This window comes from Caballeronia sp. AZ7_KS35 (assembly GCF_023631045.1).
In the GTDB taxonomy this organism is placed as follows: Bacteria; Pseudomonadota; Gammaproteobacteria; order Burkholderiales; family Burkholderiaceae; genus Caballeronia; species Caballeronia zhejiangensis.
This window is the reverse complement of record NZ_JALQDV010000009.1, coordinates 155914-175391: the sequence shown is the minus strand read 5'-3', so window position 1 is coordinate 175391 and position 19478 is coordinate 155914. Positions and strand designations below refer to the sequence as shown.

The window sequence follows — 19478 nt, the reverse complement described above, 5'->3', positions numbered from 1 at the left end:
GACGCTGACGCCATGGCCTTCATCTTCTATCTGACCCACATTCATCTCGGCTACGACGCGCTACAGACGCTGCAAAGCGAATGCGCGCGCATCGGGATGAAGCGTCCGCTCGTCATCACCGATAAAGGCGTGAAGGCGGCGGGGCTTGCCGATCGCGTGATCGAAAGCGCGCGGCTCGGCGCGCTGCCGGTGTTCGACGACACGCCGTCGAATCCGACCGAAGCGATGGTCATGCAAGCCGCCGCGCAATACAAGCGCGAAGGCTGCGACGGCCTGATCGCGGTGGGCGGCGGCTCATCGATCGATCTGGCGAAGGGCGTGGCGATTGCCGCGACGCACGACGAGCCGCTCACGACCTACGCGACGATCGAAGGCGGCAGCGGCAAGATCACCGAGCGCGCGGCGCCGCTGATCGCGGTGCCGACCACGTCGGGCACGGGCAGCGAAGTGGCGCGCGGCGCGATCATCATCCTGAACGACGGGCGCAAGCTCGGCTTCCATTCGTGGCATCTGCTGCCGAAATCGGCGGTCTGCGATCCGTCGCTCACGCTTGGCCTGCCGCCGCCGCTCACCGCCGCGACCGGCATGGACGCGATCGCGCATTGCATCGAAACGTTTCTCGCGCCCGCGTTCAATCCGCCCGCCGACGGCATCGCGCTCGATGGACTCGAACGCGCGTGGGCCAACATCGAGCGCGCGACGCACGACGGCCAGGACCGCGACGCGCGTCTGAACATGATGTCCGCGTCGATGCAGGGCGCGATGGCGTTCCAGAAGGGCCTCGGCTGCGTGCATTCGCTGTCGCATCCGCTGGGCGGGCTGGCGGTGAACGGACGCACGTCGCTGCATCACGGCACGCTGAACGCGGTGGTCTTGCCTGCCGTGCTGCGCTTCAACGAAAGCGCGCCGACGGTCGTCGCGGACCGGCGTTTCGCGCGCATGCGCCGCGTGATGAATCTCCCCGATAACGCCGATGTCGCGCAGGCCGTGCACGACATGACCGCGCGCCTCGGCCTGCCGACGCGTCTGTCGCAGATGGGCGTCGACGAAAGCATGTTCGACAAGGTCGTGAAGGGCGCGCTCGCGGATCACTGCCACAAGACGAACCCGCGCGAGGCGAGCGCCGACGATTATCGACGCATGCTGATGGAGTCTCTCTGAGCGATGAGCAAGCCGGTCCCGACCACGCGCGCCGATTACGCGCACTTCCTGCCGATCAGCACGCGCTGGTCGGATAACGACGTCTACGGCCACATCAACAACGTCGTCTACTACAGCTACTTCGATACGGTCGTGAACGAGTATCTGCTGCGCGCGGGCGTGCTCGATTTCAGCGAGGGCGCAACCATCGGCCTCGTCGTCGAGACGCGCTGCAATTTCTTCGCGCCGGTCGTGTTTCCCGAACCGATCGAGGCGGGCTTGCGCGTCGAGAAGCTCGGCAATACGAGCGTGCGCTACGAAGTCGCGATCTTCACGCAAGGCGCGGACGAAGCCGCCGCGCAGGGGCATTTCGTGCATGTCTACGTGGATCGCGTGACGCGCAGGCCGGTGCCGTTGCCCGCGCCGCTCGTCGATGCGTTGAAGCCGCTCATCACCGGCTGAGGGTCGCGTTTTGCTTCAGTGGTTTTGCGTGAGTCTGCTCAACGGCGTGAGCGTGGGATTGCTGCTGTTCATGCTGTCGGCGGGACTCACGCTGATTTTCTCGATGCTCGGCGTGCTCAACTTCGCGCACGCGAGTTTCTACATGCTCGGCGCGTATGTCGGGCAGGCGCTCGCCGCGTACGGCGGATTCTGGTTCGCGCTCATCTGTGCGCCATTGATCGTTGGCGTTGCCGGGGCCTTGTTCGAGCGCCTGCTATTGAGGCGCGTCCATGCGCGCGGCGCGCTCGCCGACATGCTGCTGACGTTCGGCGCGGCCATCGTCATCGGCGAGGGCGTGAAGCTCGTCTGGGGACTCGGGCCGTTGCCCGCCGCCGTTCCGCGCGTGCTCGACGGACCGCTTTTCATGCTGTACGGCGCATCGTTCGCGCGCTATCGCGTGTTCATGATGACGGTCGCCGTCGTCATGCTCGGCGCGCTGTGGCTCGTGTTGCGTACATCGAAAACGGGGCTCATCGTGCGCGCGGCGCTTACGCATCCCGCGACCGTCGAAACGCTCGGCCACGATGTGCCGCGCGTCTTCACGATGGTCTTCGCCGCCGGCACCGCGCTCGCCGCGCTCGCTGGCGTGATCGGCGCGCCGCTCGCCGTCATCGAACCGGCGATGGCCGATGCGATGGGCCCGATCGTGTTCGTCGTCGTCGTGATCGGCGGGCTCGGATCGCTCGGCGGCGCGCTCGTCGCGTCGCTTCTGATCGGCTGCGTCCAGACCTTCGCGGTCGGCGCGAGCGCGACGGCGGGCGGCATCGCGGCATCGCTCGGCGTGACCTTGCCGCCTGCGTGGAGCGCGTTGACGGTCGCGCAACTCGCGCCCGTGCTGCCGTATCTGCTGCTCGTCGCGATGTTGGCCGCGCGGCCGCGCGGGCTTTTCGGCGAGCGCACGCGCGATGCTTAAGGTCTTCATCGCGCTGATCGTCGCGCTCGCGCTGCCGCCGCTCGTCGTCGATCAATCGTGGCTGCTCGCGTATCTCGCGCAGACGGCGACGCTCATCGTCCTCGCGCTTTCGTACAACCTGTTGCTCGGCGAGACGGGTTTGCTCTCGTTCGGGCACGCGGTCTATTCGGGTCTCGGCGCGTTCGCCGCCGCGCATGCGTTCGCTCGATTCGGCGTGCCGTTGCCGTTACTGCCGATGATCGGCGGATGCGCGGCGATGCTCGTCGCGGTCGTTTTCGGCGCGATTTCGACGCAGCGCGCGGGCACGTCCTTCGCGATGATCACGCTGGGCTTGAGCGAACTCGTCGCCGCATGCGTGTGGCTCGTGCCGGGGTGGTTCGGCGGCGAGGGCGGCGTGACGATCGATCGCGCGAGCGGGCCTTCGTTCTTCGCGATGACCTTCGGGCCGCCGCGCGAGGCGTATGCGTTGATCGCGTGCTGGTGCGTGATATCGGCGGTCGCGATGTTCGCGTTTTCGCGCACGCCGATGTGCCGTCTCGCCAACGCCGTGCGCGACAATCCCGCGCGCGCCGCCGCGATCGGCTTCGCGCCCGCGCGCGTGCGCTTGCACGTGTTGATCGTGTCGGCGTTTTTCGCGGGCATCGCGGGCGTGCTGGCGTTGATCAACGTCGAGCTGGTGTCGTCGGAGAGCGTCGGTCTCGCGCGATCGACGAGCGCGCTCGTCGCGACCGTCATCGGCGGCGCGGGCACGTTCGCCGGGCCGGTCGTCGGCGCGGTGCTGCTTACGTTCTTCAGCGTCGGGCTCGCGAGCGTCAGCGCCGCGTGGCCGATGTATCTCGGGCTCTTGTTCATGTGGGTCGTCGTGGCCGCGCCGGAAGGCGTCGCGGGCCTCGTTCGGCGCGATGCGCGGTCCTTGTGCATCGGCATGCTGAGCGCGATCGCGTGGGGCGTCGCGGTCGTCGTGCCGGTCGAAGCGCTTTACGCCGGACGAACCGATGCACGCGCGTGGTTCATCGCGTTGCCGTGCGCGTTGCTGGGCTTGTGGCTCGCGCGACGCACGAGGACCGCGCGATGAACGCGGCGCTCGAATTGCATGGCATCGTCAAGCGCTTCGGCGTGACGCGCGTACTGCGCGGCGTCGACTTGCAGGTCGCTGCGGGCGAGCGGCACGCGCTCATCGGACCGAACGGCGCGGGCAAATCCACGCTCTTCGATCTGATCTCGGGACGCACGCGGCCCGACGATGGACGCATCGTCGCGAGCGGAATCGATATCACCGGCAAGCCGCCGCAACGCGTATCGCGCTCGCTTGCCCGCAGCTTTCAGACGACGAGCGTGTTCGGCGGCTTGTCCGTGTTCGAGAACCTGCGTTGCGCGGCGCTCGGCGCGGCATCGTCGCGGCTTGTCGATCGATGGCTGCCTTCGCGACGAATCGACGAATGCGCGCACGCGATGCTCGATGCCATCGGCCTTGCCGCGCGCGCCGACGAACTCGCGGCACGCCTGACGTACGCGGAGCAACGCGCGCTCGATCTGGGCATCGCGCTTGCCACCGATGCGCCGCTGATCTTGCTCGACGAGCCCACCGCCGGCATGAATCGCGCGGAGGCGACTCGCGCGCTCGAACTGATTCGCGCGACGACGGAAGGGCGCACGCTGCTCGTCATCGAACATGACATGGATGCGGTTTTCGGCCTCGCGGATCGCATTTCGGTGCTCGTGCAAGGGCGCGTGATCGCCACCGATACGCCCGCTGCGATACGCGCGAATCGCGCTGTTCAGGACGCGTATCTCGGTGGAGTCGCGTCATGAAGGCGCAGTTGCGTATCGACGATTTGCGCGCGTGGTACGGCGCGGCGCAAGTGCTGCACGGCGTGCACCTGTGCATCGACGAAGGCGAAGCGGTGGCGCTTGTCGGCCGCAACGGATCGGGACGATCGACGCTCGCGAAAGCCATCATGGGACTCGTGCGATGCGCGGGCGACATGCGCTATCGCGATGTTCAGCTCGTCGGCTTGAGGGCGCATCGCATCGCGCGGCTGGGCATTGGTTACGTGCCCGAAACGCGCGATGTGTTCCCTGCGCTCACGGTGCGCGAAAATCTCGTGCTGGGCGAAAGGAAGGGCACGCGTTTTGCGTTGCGCGATGCGTATCGGCTGTTTCCCGTGCTCGAGGAACGCGCGTCGGTGAAGGCGGGCGCGCTGTCGGGCGGCGAGCAGCAGATGCTCGCGCTCGCGCGCACGTTGACGGGCGATCCGTCGCTGGTCGTCATCGACGAACCGGGCGAAGGGCTCGCGCCGCAAGTGCTCGCGCAAGTGGCCGCGTGCCTCGCGATGCTGCGCAACCGCGGCGTCGCGACGCTGCTGATCGAAGAGCGATTGACGATCGCGCGCACGCTCGATGCGCGCGTCGCGGTCATGGGGCATGGGGCGATACAGTTCGATGGGACGATCGAGACGCTCGCGCGCGATGAAGCGATCTCGCGGCAATGGCTGTCGGTCGGTGGCACGTTCGATTCGAGTTAATATGCCTGAAGTTCCTGCGTATGCAGGCAGCGAAGCACGGTCGCTCGATGGAGGAAGAGGCTCGCGACATTCTGCGGACAGCTCTTTGGACAGAACCGGCGCAAGGAAAGATTCTTGTCGAATCGATTCGTGGCCGCATCGATCCGCTTGGCGGAGTCGAGTTGGAGCTTCCCAAGCGCGAGGCGATTCGTAACCCGTCGGGGTTCGATGACTGATCGTTCTGGATACCAACGTCCTTTCCGAGTTGCTGCGTCCGGCGCCGGAACAGCGCGTTTTGACATGGCTCGCCAACGAGCCGCGTTCGGCACTGTTCACCACGACTGTCACGCGTGGAGAAATTCTCCATGGAATATGGTCGATGGCCGCAGGTATCAGGCGGCAGCGCCTATGGGACGCCACGCGGATCATCTTCAGTGAAGATTTCGCTGGCCGTCTGCCGAGTTTCGATAACGATGCAGCCGATGCGTACGCGGAAATCGCTGCGTCGAGAAAGAGCATCGGCACCCATTAGTCAGTTCGACGCGACGATCTTCGATCCCTGGAACGCGTAGTGCAGCGAATGCCGCGACATGCGGCATTCGCCTTCCCGCTCGCTTAACCCTGCGCCTTGCTATCCCTCTCCACGATCCACTCATGCTTCGGATCGTTCTTGAAGTGCCACGTCCGCTTGTCGCCGGCCATCACGTTCAGATAGTAGTTATCGTAGCCATACGGCACGACCACCGGATGATACCCACGCGGCACCATGACGACATCGTGATCCTCGACGGCCATCGTTTCATCGAGATCGCGTTCATCGGTATAAACGCGCTGAAACGCGAATCCTTGCGGCGGATTCAGTCGATGGTAATACGTCTCTTCGAGCGAGCTTTCGACGGGCACATTGTCCTGATCGTGCTTGTGCGGCGGATAGCTCGACGCATGTCCGCCCGGCGTGCGCACTTCCACGACCAGCAACGACTCGGCATCTTCCGTTTGCGGAAGAATGTCGCACACGTAGCGCGTATTCGCGTTCTTGCCGCGCGTCGAGCGCTTCATCTGCGATGGCTCGATGAGACGCGGCGGAAACTCGCCCTTCGCGGGCGCGCTCGCGACGCCGATCTGCGCATCGCGTTCCGCACGCACGATGGCGGCCAGCTTCGGCGGCACGTAGACGGCATACGGCGCGGCGTCTTCGAACACGCTGTCGCGCGAGCCGACCGACTGATAATGCTCGTCGCCCGCTTCGACGCTCACCGTGCCCGTCAACACGACGATGCAGCTTTCGCGATCCGCGTCGTAGACATGCACGACATCGCCCGCATTCAGGCGATACGCCGCGAAGCCGACGTGCTTCCAGCCGGCGGAATCGGGCGTGACGCGCGCGATGGTTTGTCCTTCGCGCGATGCTTTCACTAGCAGGCTCATGCTGCCTCCTTGAATGTTGCGTCGACGAGCGTACGCAGCGTGCGATAGCCCTTGTCGGCGTATGCGTAGCTCGGCGCGATCACCGGATCCTGTTCCGCTTCCACGACGAGCCAGCCTTCGTAATCATGCTTCGCGAGACACGCGATGATGCCCGGATAGTCGACGCAGCCGTCGCCGGGCACGGAGAACGCACCGTTGATGACCGCATCGAGAAAGCTCCAGTTGCGATTGCGCGCGAGCTTCACGATTTCGGGGCGCACGTCTTTGCAGTGGACGTGGCATACACGAGCGATGTGCTTTTGCAGCACGCTCAGGGCATCGCCGCCCGCGAACGTGATGTGTCCCGCGTCGAACAGCAGGCCGACCGAATCGTTGGTGAGCGCCATGAGGCGGTCGACGTCGGCGGGCGTTTCGACATACGCGCCCATGTGATGATGATAGGCGACGCGCACGCCGCGCGAGAGGGTGTATTCGGCGAAGCGGTTCAGGCGGTCTGCGTACTCGGTCCATTGCGCATCCGAGAAAAAGCGCGGACGTTGATAGAGCGGTTTTGGCGCGCCCTGGATCGAGTTGGCGACCTCGCCGTAGACCATTACGGTCGCGCCGTTTTGCGCGAGCAGGTCGAGATGGGGGCCCACGGCTTCGATTTCTTCTTCTGCGCTGCGTTCTGCGAGTCGGCCTGAATACCAACCGGAGACTAGCGCTAGCTCGTACTGCGCGAGCAAGGCTTTTAGCGCTTGCGGTTCGCGAGGGAACTTGTTGCCTAGCTCGAAGCCTTCATAGCCGATCTGTTTTCCTTCCGTCAGGGCGGTGGAGAGAGGCGTCTCGCCGCCGAGCGAAGGCAGGTCGTCGTTCATCCATGACAATGGATTGATGCCGATGCGTATCTTTTTCAAAGGCATGATGTTGGGTTCTCCTTTTTGCTTTTTGCTTTTTGCTTTCGCTTTCGCCGGATCCCGGTTTCGCGTCGGTCTATTAGCACTGCCCCTGTGCGGGGCGGCAGTCACTTTCTTTGCTGCTGCGAAGAAAGTAACCAAAGAAAGCAGCTTCCGATACGCCCGCGGTCACACGCAATTTGGGTAGTCCTCTCGTCCATCGTGGGCTGCCTAACGAGTGCCCTCAAACACCTATTCGGGCTTGGATCGCGCACGGTCTGCCACATCGCACCACACACCAAACTGGTTCAGCACCAAATAGCTCCAGCCCGCTGCGCGGCCGACCGGTCAACCGGGTCCGCGCGTGCTTCTCTACTAACGTCTCCATCTCACTGCAATCGCCGCCCTTGGGTTTCCCTTGCATACCCGGCGGCAGCGCGTAGCGCTGTGCCGAAGCTCTTTCGTGCTGAACCAGTGTCCTCAGCGTTTTCGGGCGGCGGACCGTGCGCGAGCCAAGCCCGGTTGGTCCTTTGAGGGCACTCTTTAGGCGAGTGCCGCCTGGGACGAGAGAACTACCCAAATTGCGTGTGACCGCGGGCCGTGACGAGCTGCTTTCTTTGGTTACTTTCTTTGCAGCAGCAAAGAAAGTGACTGCCGCCCCGCACAGGGGCAACGCCAATAGACCGACGCGATCACAGGCTTCCATAGAAGCTCAATCAAACACTACGAGCTTTGACGGCCTGCTCATAGGCCTCACGCGCAACGACGACAGCCGCGCGATCCGACACTTCAGGAACGGCGACTTCCCACCACCATCCACCTTCCTCGGTAGTCCTCGAAGGATCCGTATCGATAGAGATGAGATAACTGCGATCCGCCGCCCGCGCGCGCTTCATCGCGACGATAAGCTCATCGATGCTGGAAACATGCTCCGCCAAAGCCCCGAGCGACCGCGCATGCATCGCGAAATCGATCTCCGGCGCCCCAAGCGCGCCCTGCTTGCAATCATCGATGAGATTGTTGAACGGCGCCCCGCCACAAGCCTGCTGCAAGCGATTGATGCACCCGAACCCGCGATTGTCGAGCAACACCACGATCAACTTCGCGCCGAGCATCACCGACGTAGCGAGCTCGCTATTCATCATCAGATACGAGCCGTCGCCGACAATCACGATCACTTCGCGCTCGGGCCGCGCGAGCTTCACGCCCAGTCCGCCCGCGACTTCGTAGCCCATGCACGAATAGCCGTATTCGACGTGATAACCGCCCGGCGCGCTGGTGCGCCAGAGCTTCTGCAAATCCGCGGGCAAAGTGCCCGCAGCACACACGACGATATCGTTGGCTGAAGAAGCATCGTCCGAGCGCTGCACCGCGCCGATCACATCGGCTTCGCGCGGCAGCTTGCCATCCGCGACGGGCGTGTTCGTCACATGCGCCACGGTCTCGCGCCACTCATTCGCAAGCCGATGCGCGCGCGTCGTCCATTGCGGCGATGCGTGCCAGTCGCCGAGCGCTTCGGACAACGCTTCCAGCGCGGCACGCGCATCCGCCTGCACGGCGAGCGCGTTCTGCTTGAGCGCATCGAACGGATTCGCATTGACCGCGACAAGCCGCGCCTGCGTGAATAGCGTGTTCGATCCGGTCGTGAAATCCTGCAGACGCGTGCCGATAGCAAGCACGCAATCGCTCGCATGCGCGAGTTCGTTCGCAGCGGTGCCGCCCGTCACGCCGATACCGCCGACGTTCAACGCATCGTCCCAGGCGAGCGCGCCTTTGCCCGCCTGCGTCTCCGCGACGGGCACGCCATGCCTGTGCGCGAACGTGCGCAACGCATCGGTCGCGAGCCCGTACAGCACGCCGCCACCCGATACGATCAACGGCTCGCGCGCTTCACGCAGCATCGCGGCGGCGCGTTCGATCTCGCGCGGAATCGGTGCCGGCGCATGAAACTCGACGGCGCGCGGCTCGAAGAACGAAGCAGGGTAGTCGTACGCCATCGCCTGCACGTCCTGCGGCAACGCGAGCGTGACCGGGCCGCATTGCGCCGCATCGGTGAGCACGCGTATCGCGCGCGGCAATGCGCTCAACAATTGCGCGGGATGCACGATGCGATCGAAGTAACGCGATACCGCCTTCAACGCATCGTTAGCGGAGACGCCGCCATCGTGACCATCCTCCACTTGCTGCAACACCGGATCGGGCGCGCGCGACACGAAGATATCGCCCGGCAACAGCAGTACCGGCAAGCGGTTCACATGCGCGAGCGCGGCCGCCGTCACGAGATTGGTCGCGCCCGGACCGATCGACGTCGTCACCGCCATCATGCGCCGCCGCATATGCGCCTTCGCATACGCGATCGCGCCATGCGCCATCGCCTGCTCGTTGTGCGCGCGATACGTCGGCAATTCATCGCGATGCCGATACAACGCCTCGCCCATGCCCGCGACATTGCCATGCCCGAAGATCGCGAACACGCCGCCGAAAAGCGGCTCGCCGTGTTCGGTGCGAAGCGCCGCGAGATAGCGCACGAGCGCTTGCGCGGCGGTCAGTCGAATGGTCGAACTCACTGCGGTCTCCGATTGCGTTGCACGCTGGTTCATGCGGCTTGCTCCTGTGTCACTCGAAGTTCTGCGCCCGAAGACGAACGCGCCTCGCGCCATGCATCGATCAGCGCTTCGAACGTGCGTCGCACGCGCGCGATCAATTCGCGGTCGTCGATTTCATTGGCGAGCCAAGCATGACTCGGCTCATGAAAAATCGTGCGCCCGACGGTGAAGCCCTTGCACGTCTTCGAGGATGCCGCCGCTGCGAAGCCTTCACGCAACTGATCGACGCCCGCCGCCAAGCCCAGCAACACGACGCCACGGCAATACGGATCGCGCTGCGCGATCAGCGCATCGATGGCTTGCCATTGCTTCGCGCTCATCGGTTCGAGCTTCCACCATTCCGGATAGATGCCGAGGTTATAAAGACGCTTCAACGCACGATGCACGGTGTCGTCTTCAATCGGTGGCCCGTTCTTCGGCACGATCACTTCGAGCAGCAGTTCGTTGCCGCTTGCCTGAACGGCATCGTAGAGCGCGCGCAACTGCGCTTCCTGTTCGAGACGCACGTCATGCGGATGATCGGGGTGATATTGCACGAGACACTTCGCGACCTGCTCGCGCGGCCACTGCACGAGCGTCGTGCCGATGGAGCGGCCATGATCGAATTCGAGCGGCATCGAGCCGGGCAATTCGGCCGGCCGGCCGATCCACCAGCCGCGTCCCGTCGCCGCGTTCAACGCATCTTGCCCGTAGCGATCGTCGATCAACACGCCAATGCGTCCTTCGAGCGCGAGTTCTTTCTCCGTCTGTGCAACGGCTTCGACGAACAGGTTTTTCAACGTCGAGATGCGCGCTTCGCTCGCGCCCGTTTGCTGCGCGAGATCGAAGAACTGATTGCGATGATCGAACGCGAAGCCGAGCACTTCGTCCCATTGCTTGCGCTTCGGACTCACGCGATGCAGACGCGCGAGCTTTGCATCGCGATCGGGGCGGCGCATGCGCGCGGGGTCTTCCTTCGCCGCGGCGAGAAAGTAATCGAGCTCGGCGGGCGTGGGCATCGCGGGCGCGCAGCCGTGACGCGACACGACGAGCGCGCCGCATGCATTGGCCGTTCGCGCGCAGGCTTCGAGCGGCTCGTCGCGCAGCCATCCCGACAAGAAGCCTGAAGCGAACGCGTCGCCGGCGCCGAGCACGTTGAGCACTTCCACTTCGACGCCGCCATGAACCGGCGCATCGTCGATGGACGACGGCACCGCGCCTTCGATGATCGAACAGCCGAGCGGCCCGCGCTTCACGACGAGCGTCGCGCTCGTGACCTTGCGGACCATCGCGAGCGCATCGATCAGACGGTCCTTGCCGCCCGCGATGCGAAACTCTTCTTCCGTGCCGATGACGAGATCGATCAACGGCAGAATGCGCTGCAAATGCGCAGTGACGCCTTCATTCGCGATGAAGCGCGTCTCGCCATCCGCCTTGCCCGTGAGACCCCACAAGACAGGCCGATAGTCGATGTCGAGAATCGTGCGAACGTCGTTGCTTCGCGCGTAGTCGAGCGCGCGACGGCTCGTGCGGTTCACCTGTTCCGTCGAGAAGTGCGTGCCCGTAATGAGCAGCGCCTTCGATGACGCGATATACGCTTCATCGAAATCGTGTTCGTCGACGGCCATGTCCGCGCAGTTCTCGCGATAGAACACGAGCGGAAACGTGTCGCGGTCTTCGAGGCCGAGCAGCACGAGCGCGGTGAGCCGGTCACGATCGATGCGAACGTGACTCACATCGCAGCCTTCGCGTTCGAGCGTCTCCGTGAGAAAGCGCCCCATGTGATCGTTGCCGACGCGCGCGAGCATCGACGCATTCAGCCCGAGCCGCGCGCAGCCGAACGCGATGTTCGCCGACGAGCCGCCGAGATACTTCGCGAACGTCGATACATCTTCGAGCCGCGCGCCGACATTCTGCGCATAGAGATCGACGGCGAGGCGGCCGAGACACACGATATCGCGCGTGCGATCCGGCGCGAAGCGAGAGGGATTTTGCGTTGGCATGGATTCAATGTCCTCAGATCGTCGCGCCTTCGAGTTCGGTCATCATCTGCTGCATTTCTGCGCCGCCCGCCATCATGTCGAGCACTTCGTTCTTGCTGATGTTGTCCTTGGTGAACGTGCCCATCGAGCGGCCGCGATTGAGCAGCGTGAACGAATCGCCGATCGGATAGGCATGGTGAACGTTGTGCGTGATGAAGATCACCGAGATGCCTTTTTCGCGCGCCTTGTGGATGAGCTTCAACACATTGAAGCTCTGCTTCACGCCGAGCGCGGCGGTCGGTTCGTCGAGGATCAGCACGCGCGCGCCGAAGTGAATCGCGCGGGCAATCGCGAGACATTGCTTCTCGCCGCCGGACATCGTGCCGATCGGCTGATGCGGATCGCGCACATTGATGCCCATTTCGGCGAGCTTGGCGCGCGACGTTTCGGCGGCGAGGTCGAGGTCCATCACGCTGATGCCGAAGCGCTTCTTTTGCGGCTCGCGTCCCATGAAGAAGTTGCGCGCCACCGATAGCAACGGCACAAGCGCGAGATCCTGATACACAGTCGCGATACCGAGATCGAGCGCTTCTTTCGGCGAGTCGAAATGCACGGGGTTGCCATCGACGAGATAGTCGCCGGAAGAGGGCTGATGCACGCCTGCGAGCGTCTTGATGAGTGTCGATTTGCCCGCGCCGTTATCGCCGAGCAGACAATGCACTTCACCGCGTTTGAGCCGCAACGTGACGCCGTTCAGCGCGATCACCTTGCCGAAGAACTTGCTGACGTTTTCGAGCGCGAGGATGTTGTCGTCTTGCATGTTCGTTGCTCCTCTCATTGAGCCTGGGACACGCGGCGGCGCACGTAGTGATTGAAGAGCACGGCGATGAGCAGCATCACGCCAAGGAACACGCGGAACCAGTCCGAGCTCACGTTCGTATAAGTGATGCCGATCTGCACGACACCGAAGATCAGGGCACCGAAACATGCGCCGACGACCGATCCGTAGCCGCCCGTCAGCAAGGTGCCGCCGATGACCGCCGCGATGATCGCTTCGAATTCCTTCTGCAAGCCGCGATCCGCCGCCGCCGAGCCGATATCGCACACTTGCAGCACGGCGAAGAGGCACGAGCAGAACGCGGTGAGCACGAAGAGCGATATCTTCACGCGCTTCACCGGCACGCCGACGTTCTTCGCGGCATTCGCATCGCCGCCGACCGCGAGAATCCAGTTGCCGTAGCGCGTCTTGGCGAGCACGAACGCGCCGACCGCCGCGAGCGCGAGCCACCAGATGATGACTTTCGGAATGCCCGGCACGAGCGGCTGGCCGCTGTCGAGCAGCTTGCCGATGCCCATGTGCGCGAGCCAGGTGAACAGGCCGTGAAACGCGACGCCATGAAAGAGCGTGTCGGCGATGGGATCGGCCTGGGCGAGATCGCCGACGCCCGAGATGATGGTGCGGTCCGCGAACATGATCGACAGCGCGAGCGTGAGGCCGCGCAGAATGAACAGGAACGCGAGCGTGACGATGAACGACGGCAGGCGCGTGCGCATGACGAGATAGCCATTCAATGCGCCGAGCAGCATCGACATGACGAACGCGAAGAGAATCGAAAGGGATAGCGGCCAATGAAAATAGACCGCCGGCAACGCGACCATCATGCCAGCGAAGCCGATCATCGAGCCGATGGACAAGTCGAACTCGCCGGCGATCATGAGGAGACACGCGCCGACCGCGAGCAGGCCGAGATAGGCGGCCACTTGCGACCAGTTCATCACGCCGTCGAGGTTGAACATGCCCGACGATCCCGCGCCGAAGCCGAACACGATGAAGACGAGCACGGTGCCGGAAATGGCCGCGAACTCCGGGCGATTCAGCAAATGACCGAACCACGACGTGTGGCGTACGCGCTCATCCGAGGGCTTGGCCTGGTCAGGTGTTTCAGCGTTGTCCTGCTGACGGTTCACGTGAGGAGGGTAGTGTTTGCCGGCTACGCCCATGATGGCTCCTTGAGACTCGATGTCGATGCGGTACCGATGCGCGCGTCGCCGCCGCGTCCGCGAACGGACGCAGCAAGGCGCGCTGAACGTCGATAAAAGCGGGCGGTGCGCGAAGCGCCGCCCGAATCAGGTCACGCCGGGATCAACGATATTGACCCGCGTACTTCACGACCTTGTCGAGATTTTCTTTGGTGATGAAACCCGGGCCCGAACGAATGTTCTTCGGTCCGTACGACGGCTGCAATCCGTAGGTTTCGAGGCGCGCCTTGAACTTCGGATTGGCTTCGAGAAGCTGACGGATCTTCGCCGGATCGGTCGTATGTTCCTTCTTCACGATCGCGAGCACGGCCACCGGGATATAGCCTTGCAGATACGGCTGCTGATCGATCGCGAACTTGATCGTGCCGTCCTTGATGGCCTTCGCGATGTCGTCCGAGAAGTCGAAAGTCACGAAATACACCTTGTTTTGCAGGCCCATTTGCGTGACGGCCTTGAGCGTCGCGGATGCGGGCGTCGGTCCGAGCGTGAGGATCGCGCCCGTATCCGGATGGTTGCGCAGATACGCCGATACCTTCGACTGGATCTCGGTCGGGTCTTGTCCCGAATCGATCGTCGATGCCTTGTAGTCGATGCCGAGCGCGTCCGCGAAGCCCTTGCAGCGATCGAACGACACCGTGTTCGTCGCGATGTGATTCACGCAGACGAACGACTTCACGCCCGCGGCCTTCGCCTTCTCGCCGGCCGCCTTGCCCGCCACATATTCCGGCTGGCCGACGTGCATGATCGCGCCCAGTTGCGCGCTCTGTTCCTCGGTGCCCGAGTTGATCGTGACGAGCGGAATCTTCTTCGCCGTGACCTTGTTGATGGCGCTCTTCAGCACATCGAAGTCGGCGATGGTCGTGATGACGCCATCGTAGTTGCGCGCGGCGGCCTGCTCGATCAGGCGCGACATGTCCGCGATATCGCCGTTCGGCGGATTGCGGTAGTCCGTCTGCACGTTGAAGTCTTCGTCGGCCTGCTTGATCGCGTTCTTGATGGTGTTCCACCAGGAATCCGAGTCCGGCGCGTGGCTGATCAGCACGAACTTCGCGTCGGGCGCCGCGTGTGCGGGACTCGCCGCCATCATCGATGCGCTGCACAACGCAGCAGCAGCCACCAGCGCGCGCAGCGCGGCCCGACCGTTGCAAATGGTCATTGTCTCCACCTATCTCGGTTGTTGTTTGGTGTGATGTTTCGCGAGCCGACCCTTCGATGTGCCGTGCTCAGGACCAAGAGTAGGTCAGTTTTCGGTGGCCTGCAATAGAAATTTCATTGGTGCGGCAAATGGAAAATACATTCCAATTTGCTTGCCGTGTTCCTATAATCGGTTCACGACGAACATCGAAAGAGCCTGTGATGGATGAGACCAGCACCGACGTGCAAAGCGTCGACGAACTGATGCAGCGGATCACCGACGCCTACGACTCGCTGCCGCGCCAGTTGAAGAGCGTCGCGACGTATATCGAGCAGCATCGGCCAAGCGTGATGATGGATCGCACGAGCGATATCGCCAACGCGTGCGGCGTGCATGCGTCGGCGGTCGTGCGGTTTGCGCAGCGCTTCGGTTTCTCCGGTTTCTCCGACTTGCAGGCCGTGTTCCGGCAGGCGTACACGGGCGCGGGCGGTTCGCAGCAGACGTATCAGCAGCGCATACGTAAGCTCATCGACGAGAAGGCGGGCGATGCGTCCGGCGTGTCGGTCGCGCGCGAGTTCATCGCGGCGAGCCGCACGGGTCTCGACGAGCTCGAAGCCGGTCTCGACGACGCGCAGTTCGAAGCCGCCGTCGAGATGCTTTCGCAGGCGGAGAACATCTACGTGATCGGCGTGCGCCGGTCGTTCGCGGTCGCGAGCTACATCGTCTATGCATTGCAGCACACGAAGAAGCGCGTGCATTTGATCTCGGGCTTCGGCGGCATGTTTCGCGAACAGGTGCGCAGCGTGAAGAAGGGAGACGTGGTGATCGCGATCAGCTTCGCGCCCTACGGCAAGGAGACGCAATATTGCGTGCGCGCCGCGCAGCATCACGGCGCGGCGACGCTCGTCATCACCGATAGCCAGCTTTCGCCGCTCGCGCGTCACGCGAGCGCGAGTCTGTTCGTGAAGGAGGGCAGCGCGTTCGCGTTTCGCTCGCTCACGAGCACCATTTGCCTGTGCCAGGCGTTGTTCATCGCGCTCGCGTACCGGCTCGAGTTGAACGTTGAGGAATCCAAGGAGACAGGTGGCTATGACGATTGATGTGGCGGTGTTTGGGGCGGGGCGCATCGGCAAGATTCACGCGGCCAATCTCGCGCGGCAACCGGACGTGCGTCTGAAATACGTCGTCGATGTGAATCGCGACGCGGCCGCCGCGCTCGCGAAAGCGCATGGCGCGACCGTCGCCGATGTCGATGGCGCGATGGGCGATGCCTCCGTCGGCGCGACCGTCGTGTGTTCGAGCACGGATACGCACGCGGATCTGATTCTGGCGTCGGCGGCGCAGAAGAAGCATGTGTTCTGCGAGAAGCCCGTCGATCTCACGACCGAGCGTGCGCGCGCGTGCGCCGATGCTGTCGAGAAGGCGGGCGTCGTCTGCATGATCGGCTTTCAGCGCCGCTTCGATCCGACGTTCTCGGCGTTGAAGGCGCGTATCGACGCGGGCGAGATCGGCGATCCGGAAATGCTGATCGTGACGAGCCGCGATCCGGGCGCGCCGCCGGTCGAGTACATCTTGCATTCGGGCGGCATCTTCAAGGACATGCTGATTCACGACTTCGACATCTTCCGCTGGATTCTCGACGACGAAGCCGACACGCTGCACGCGACGGGCAGTTGCTTGAGCGATGCGGCCATCGCCGAAGCGGGCGATATCGATTCGACCGCGGTCACGATCCGCACGAAGCGCGGGCGTCTGTGCCAGATCAATACGGCGCGGCGCGCGGCGTATGGCTACGATCAGCGCTTCGAGCTGCTCGGCAGCGCGGGCATGCTGCAGGCGGGCAATGTGCGGCCGACGGAAGTCACCGCGTACACGTCGGCGTCGGTGTCGAGCGACAAGCCCGAGGCGTTCTTTCTCGAACGTTATCGCGCGGCGTATGCGGCGGAAATCGCGCATTTCTTCGATGCGGTCAGCAACGGCAAACCGGTGCGAACCACCGTCGCCGATGGCCTCAAGGCGCTCGAACTCGCCGAAGCGGCGACCTTGTCGTGGCGCGAGAAGCGCATCGTCAAGCTCGGGGAGAACGTCGCATGAGCGCGGTGCGCTTCGGTATCGCCGGACTGGGGCGGCTCGGGCGCCGGCATGCGGAGAATCTCGCGTGGCGCGTGCCGGGCGCGAAACTCGTCGCGGCGTGCAGTCCGGTTGTGGACGAGCGCGAGTGGGCTTCGTCGAGTCTTCCCGAGTTGTCGCTTTATGCGGATTACGATGAACTGCTCGCCGATGCCTCCGTCGATGCCGTGTGGCTCGTCACGCCGACGTCGCTGCATGCGCGGCAGATCATCGCCGCGTTGCGCGCGGGCAAGCATGTGTTCTGCGAGAAACCGCTGTCGCTCGATCTCGCCGAATGCGACGCGGTGATCGAAGAGCACGCGCGGCATCCGCATCTGCAAGTGATGATCGGCTTCGTGCGGCGCTTCGATGCGAGCTATCGCGATGCGTTCGATCGCGTCGCGAGCGGCGCGATCGGCCGGCCGTTCATGGTGCGCTCGCAGACCTGCGACAAGAACGATCCCGATGGCTTCTTCGTGCGATTCGCGCCGACATCGGGCGGGCTGTTTCTCGATTGCAGCGTGCACGACATCGATCTTGCGCGCTGGCTGCTCGGCAATCCGCGCGCGAAACGCGTGTATGCGAGCGGAACCATCGCGATTCACGAAGGCTTGCGCGAGTGCAATGACATCGACAATGGCGTGGGCACGATCGAGTTCGATGACGGACGGTTCGCGGTGCTGTATGCGTCGCGGACGATGGCGCATGGGCACGACACGCAGACGGAAGTGATCGGCACGGCGGGCGCGCTGTCGGTGGGACGCAATCCGCGGGCGAATCGCGTGGAAATCGCGGATGCGCAGGGCGTGCGCAATGCCTGCACGCCGACGTTCTTCGAGCGCTTCGAGGATGCGTTTTTGCGCGAGGCGCAGGCGTTCGTCGGGTTGCTTCGGCAAGGGCAGCCGACGGGGCTGACGCTCGACGATGCAAGAGAGGCGACGCGCATTGGTATTGCGATGCGGCAGGCTTATGAGAGTGGGCGGGCGGTGGAGTTTTGACCTCTGCGTTAAAATCGAACCTTCACGAGCGCTCCCCTCACCGGCAAACAAAGGTTCAATCGCGATGGAAGTTCACAAGGAAGTCGACGCGCGCGGGCTCAACTGCCCGTTGCCGATTTTGCGGGCAAAGAAGGCGCTCGCCGACATGACGAGCGGTCAGATTTTGAAAGTGCTCGCGACCGACCCGGGATCGCAACGCGATTTCGCGGCCTTCGCGAAGCAGACCGGCAACGAGATCGTCGAATCGACCGCACAGGACAAGACGTTCATCTTCCTGATGCGCCGGCGTTGAAGCCAACGAACGCACAAGCAAACGCCCAAAAGCAAAATGCCCGTCACGCAGGTGACGGGCATTTTTTTCAGCCGATCCGGCCAGAAAGTCAGTCTTCGAGAATCGGCGCGCGATTGCGCAGATATTCCTCGAATTCCTGCTTCACTTCCGGATGACGCAGCGCGAACTCGACCGTCGCCTTCAGATAGCCGAGCTTACTGCCGCAATCGAAGCGCGTGCCCTGATACTTGTACGCGAGCACTTGCTCATCCGACAGCAGCGATTGAATCGCATCCGTCAGTTGCAGTTCTCCGCCCGCGCCCGGCTTCAGCGCGCGAATGTGATCGAAGATGCGCGGCTTCAGCACGTACCGGCCGACTACGCCCAGGTTCGACGGCGCCACGGCGGGTTCCGGCTTCTCGACGATTCCCGACAGCTTGAAGATGTTGTCTTCCCATTCCTTGCCGTCGATGATGCCGTAGGACTTCGAATCCTCCGGCGGGATTTCTTCGACGCCGATCACCGAGCTGTGATAGTGATCGAAGACTTCGATCATCTGCGACATGACGGGCGGCTTGCCGTACAGCAAGTCGTCCGCGAGGATCACGGCGAACGGATTGTCGCCGACGAGCTTCTCCGCGCAGAGCACAGCGTGGCCGAGACCGAGCGCTTCGGCCTGACGCACGTAGAAGCAGTCGACATGGCTCGGCTTGATGCTGCGCACGAGTTCGAGCAGCTTGTCCTTGCCGCGCGCTTCGAGTTCCGCTTCGATCTCATAGGACTTGTCGAAGTGATCTTCGATGGCGCGCTTGCTGCGTCCCGTCACGAAGATCATTTCGGTAATGCCGGCCGCCATTGCTTCTTCGACCGCGTACTGAATCAGCGGCTTGTCGACGACAGGCAGCATTTCCTTCGGGCTGGCCTTGGTCGCGGGAAGGAACCGCGTGCCCAGACCTGCGACGGGGAAAACCGCTTTGGTAACTTTTAGCATGTGATG

The 19478-nt window shown here is 63.5% G+C and carries 20 protein-coding genes; 12 read left to right on the top strand and 8 right to left on the bottom strand.

Annotated elements, in window-relative coordinates:
- The first annotated feature begins 12 nt into the window (after positions 1-12).
- The 8 genes from gbd (at position 13) to NCT05_RS10980 (ending at position 5590) form a co-directional block, all read left to right on the top strand.
- Entirely contained in the window at positions 13-1161 is a 1149-nt protein-coding gene (gene gbd, locus NCT05_RS11015) for a 4-hydroxybutyrate dehydrogenase (RefSeq protein WP_250439987.1), read from the top strand.
- 3 nt (positions 1162-1164) lie between these two features.
- On the top strand, positions 1165-1602 hold the full coding sequence (locus NCT05_RS11010) for an acyl-CoA thioesterase (RefSeq protein ID WP_008341987.1): 438 nt from the start codon (positions 1165-1167) through the stop codon (positions 1600-1602).
- Positions 1603-1672: 70 nt separating this feature from the next.
- A complete protein-coding gene (locus tag NCT05_RS11005) occupies positions 1673-2554 on the top strand; it encodes a branched-chain amino acid ABC transporter permease (protein ID WP_051996832.1) in 882 nt (293 codons plus the stop codon).
- Positions 2547-3629 (top strand): branched-chain amino acid ABC transporter permease, encoded by a 1083-nt coding sequence (locus tag NCT05_RS11000; RefSeq protein WP_250502253.1) that lies wholly within the window; start codon positions 2547-2549, stop codon positions 3627-3629. The genes NCT05_RS11005 and NCT05_RS11000 overlap by 8 nt, the downstream gene beginning before the upstream one ends.
- Positions 3626-4366 (top strand): ABC transporter ATP-binding protein, encoded by a 741-nt coding sequence (locus tag NCT05_RS10995; protein WP_250502252.1) that lies wholly within the window; start codon positions 3626-3628, stop codon positions 4364-4366. Before NCT05_RS11000 ends, NCT05_RS10995 begins: the two co-directional genes overlap by 4 nt.
- Positions 4363-5079 carry an ABC transporter ATP-binding protein gene (locus NCT05_RS10990; protein WP_244807455.1) on the top strand — a complete coding sequence of 239 codons (717 nt, stop codon included), beginning with the start codon at positions 4363-4365 and terminating at the stop codon, positions 5077-5079. Before NCT05_RS10995 ends, NCT05_RS10990 begins: the two co-directional genes overlap by 4 nt.
- Before the next feature lie 20 nt (positions 5080-5099).
- Entirely contained in the window at positions 5100-5294 is a 195-nt protein-coding gene (locus NCT05_RS10985) for a FitA-like ribbon-helix-helix domain-containing protein (protein WP_081851873.1), read from the top strand.
- Between the two features lie 59 nt (positions 5295-5353).
- Complete coding sequence (locus tag NCT05_RS10980; RefSeq protein ID WP_244807454.1) at positions 5354-5590, top strand: PIN domain-containing protein; 237 nt, start codon at positions 5354-5356, stop codon at positions 5588-5590.
- A gap of 83 nt (positions 5591-5673) precedes the next feature.
- Here the strand turns inward: NCT05_RS10980 and iolB are convergent, their stop codons facing one another.
- From iolB to NCT05_RS10945, 7 genes are all read right to left on the bottom strand, one after another.
- A complete protein-coding gene (iolB, locus tag NCT05_RS10975) occupies positions 5674-6486 on the bottom strand; it encodes a 5-deoxy-glucuronate isomerase (RefSeq protein WP_250502251.1) in 813 nt (270 codons plus the stop codon).
- A complete protein-coding gene (iolE, locus tag NCT05_RS10970; RefSeq protein WP_250496900.1) occupies positions 6483-7388 on the bottom strand; it encodes a myo-inosose-2 dehydratase in 906 nt (301 codons plus the stop codon). Before iolE ends, iolB begins: the two co-directional genes overlap by 4 nt.
- Positions 7389-8077: 689 nt before the next feature.
- Positions 8078-9961: a 3D-(3,5/4)-trihydroxycyclohexane-1,2-dione acylhydrolase (decyclizing) gene (iolD, locus tag NCT05_RS10965; RefSeq protein WP_175982734.1), complete on the bottom strand. Its 1884-nt coding sequence runs from the start codon at positions 9959-9961 to the stop codon at positions 8078-8080.
- Positions 9958-11949 carry a bifunctional 5-dehydro-2-deoxygluconokinase/5-dehydro-2-deoxyphosphogluconate aldolase gene (locus NCT05_RS10960; RefSeq protein ID WP_250502250.1) on the bottom strand — a complete coding sequence of 664 codons (1992 nt, stop codon included), beginning with the start codon at positions 11947-11949 and terminating at the stop codon, positions 9958-9960. Before NCT05_RS10960 ends, iolD begins: the two co-directional genes overlap by 4 nt.
- Before the next feature lie 13 nt (positions 11950-11962).
- Entirely contained in the window at positions 11963-12748 is a 786-nt protein-coding gene (locus NCT05_RS10955) for an ATP-binding cassette domain-containing protein (protein WP_008341966.1), read from the bottom strand.
- Between the two features lie 14 nt (positions 12749-12762).
- Complete coding sequence (locus NCT05_RS10950) at positions 12763-13929, bottom strand: ABC transporter permease (protein WP_008341964.1); 1167 nt, start codon at positions 13927-13929, stop codon at positions 12763-12765.
- A 142-nt stretch (positions 13930-14071) separates the two neighbouring features.
- Positions 14072-15124 carry a sugar ABC transporter substrate-binding protein gene (locus NCT05_RS10945; protein ID WP_008341961.1) on the bottom strand — a complete coding sequence of 351 codons (1053 nt, stop codon included), beginning with the start codon at positions 15122-15124 and terminating at the stop codon, positions 14072-14074.
- Between the two features lie 200 nt (positions 15125-15324).
- Between NCT05_RS10945 and NCT05_RS10940 the strand changes: the two genes are divergently transcribed.
- From NCT05_RS10940 to NCT05_RS10925, 4 genes are all read left to right on the top strand, one after another.
- Positions 15325-16203: a MurR/RpiR family transcriptional regulator gene (locus tag NCT05_RS10940; RefSeq protein WP_008341959.1), complete on the top strand. Its 879-nt coding sequence runs from the start codon at positions 15325-15327 to the stop codon at positions 16201-16203.
- Complete coding sequence (gene iolG / locus NCT05_RS10935; RefSeq protein ID WP_250502249.1) at positions 16193-17197, top strand: inositol 2-dehydrogenase; 1005 nt, start codon at positions 16193-16195, stop codon at positions 17195-17197. The genes NCT05_RS10940 and iolG overlap by 11 nt, the downstream gene beginning before the upstream one ends.
- Positions 17194-18210, top strand: coding sequence for a Gfo/Idh/MocA family protein (locus NCT05_RS10930; RefSeq protein ID WP_250502248.1), 1017 nt, complete (start codon positions 17194-17196; stop codon positions 18208-18210). Before iolG ends, NCT05_RS10930 begins: the two co-directional genes overlap by 4 nt.
- 64 nt (positions 18211-18274) lie before the next feature.
- On the top strand, positions 18275-18502 hold the full coding sequence (locus tag NCT05_RS10925; protein WP_008341954.1) for a sulfurtransferase TusA family protein: 228 nt from the start codon (positions 18275-18277) through the stop codon (positions 18500-18502).
- 88 nt (positions 18503-18590) lie between these two features.
- Here the strand turns inward: NCT05_RS10925 and galU are convergent, their stop codons facing one another.
- Positions 18591-19472 (bottom strand): UTP--glucose-1-phosphate uridylyltransferase GalU, encoded by an 882-nt coding sequence (gene galU / locus NCT05_RS10920; RefSeq protein WP_008341953.1) that lies wholly within the window; start codon positions 19470-19472, stop codon positions 18591-18593.
- Positions 19473-19478 lie beyond the last annotated feature (6 nt).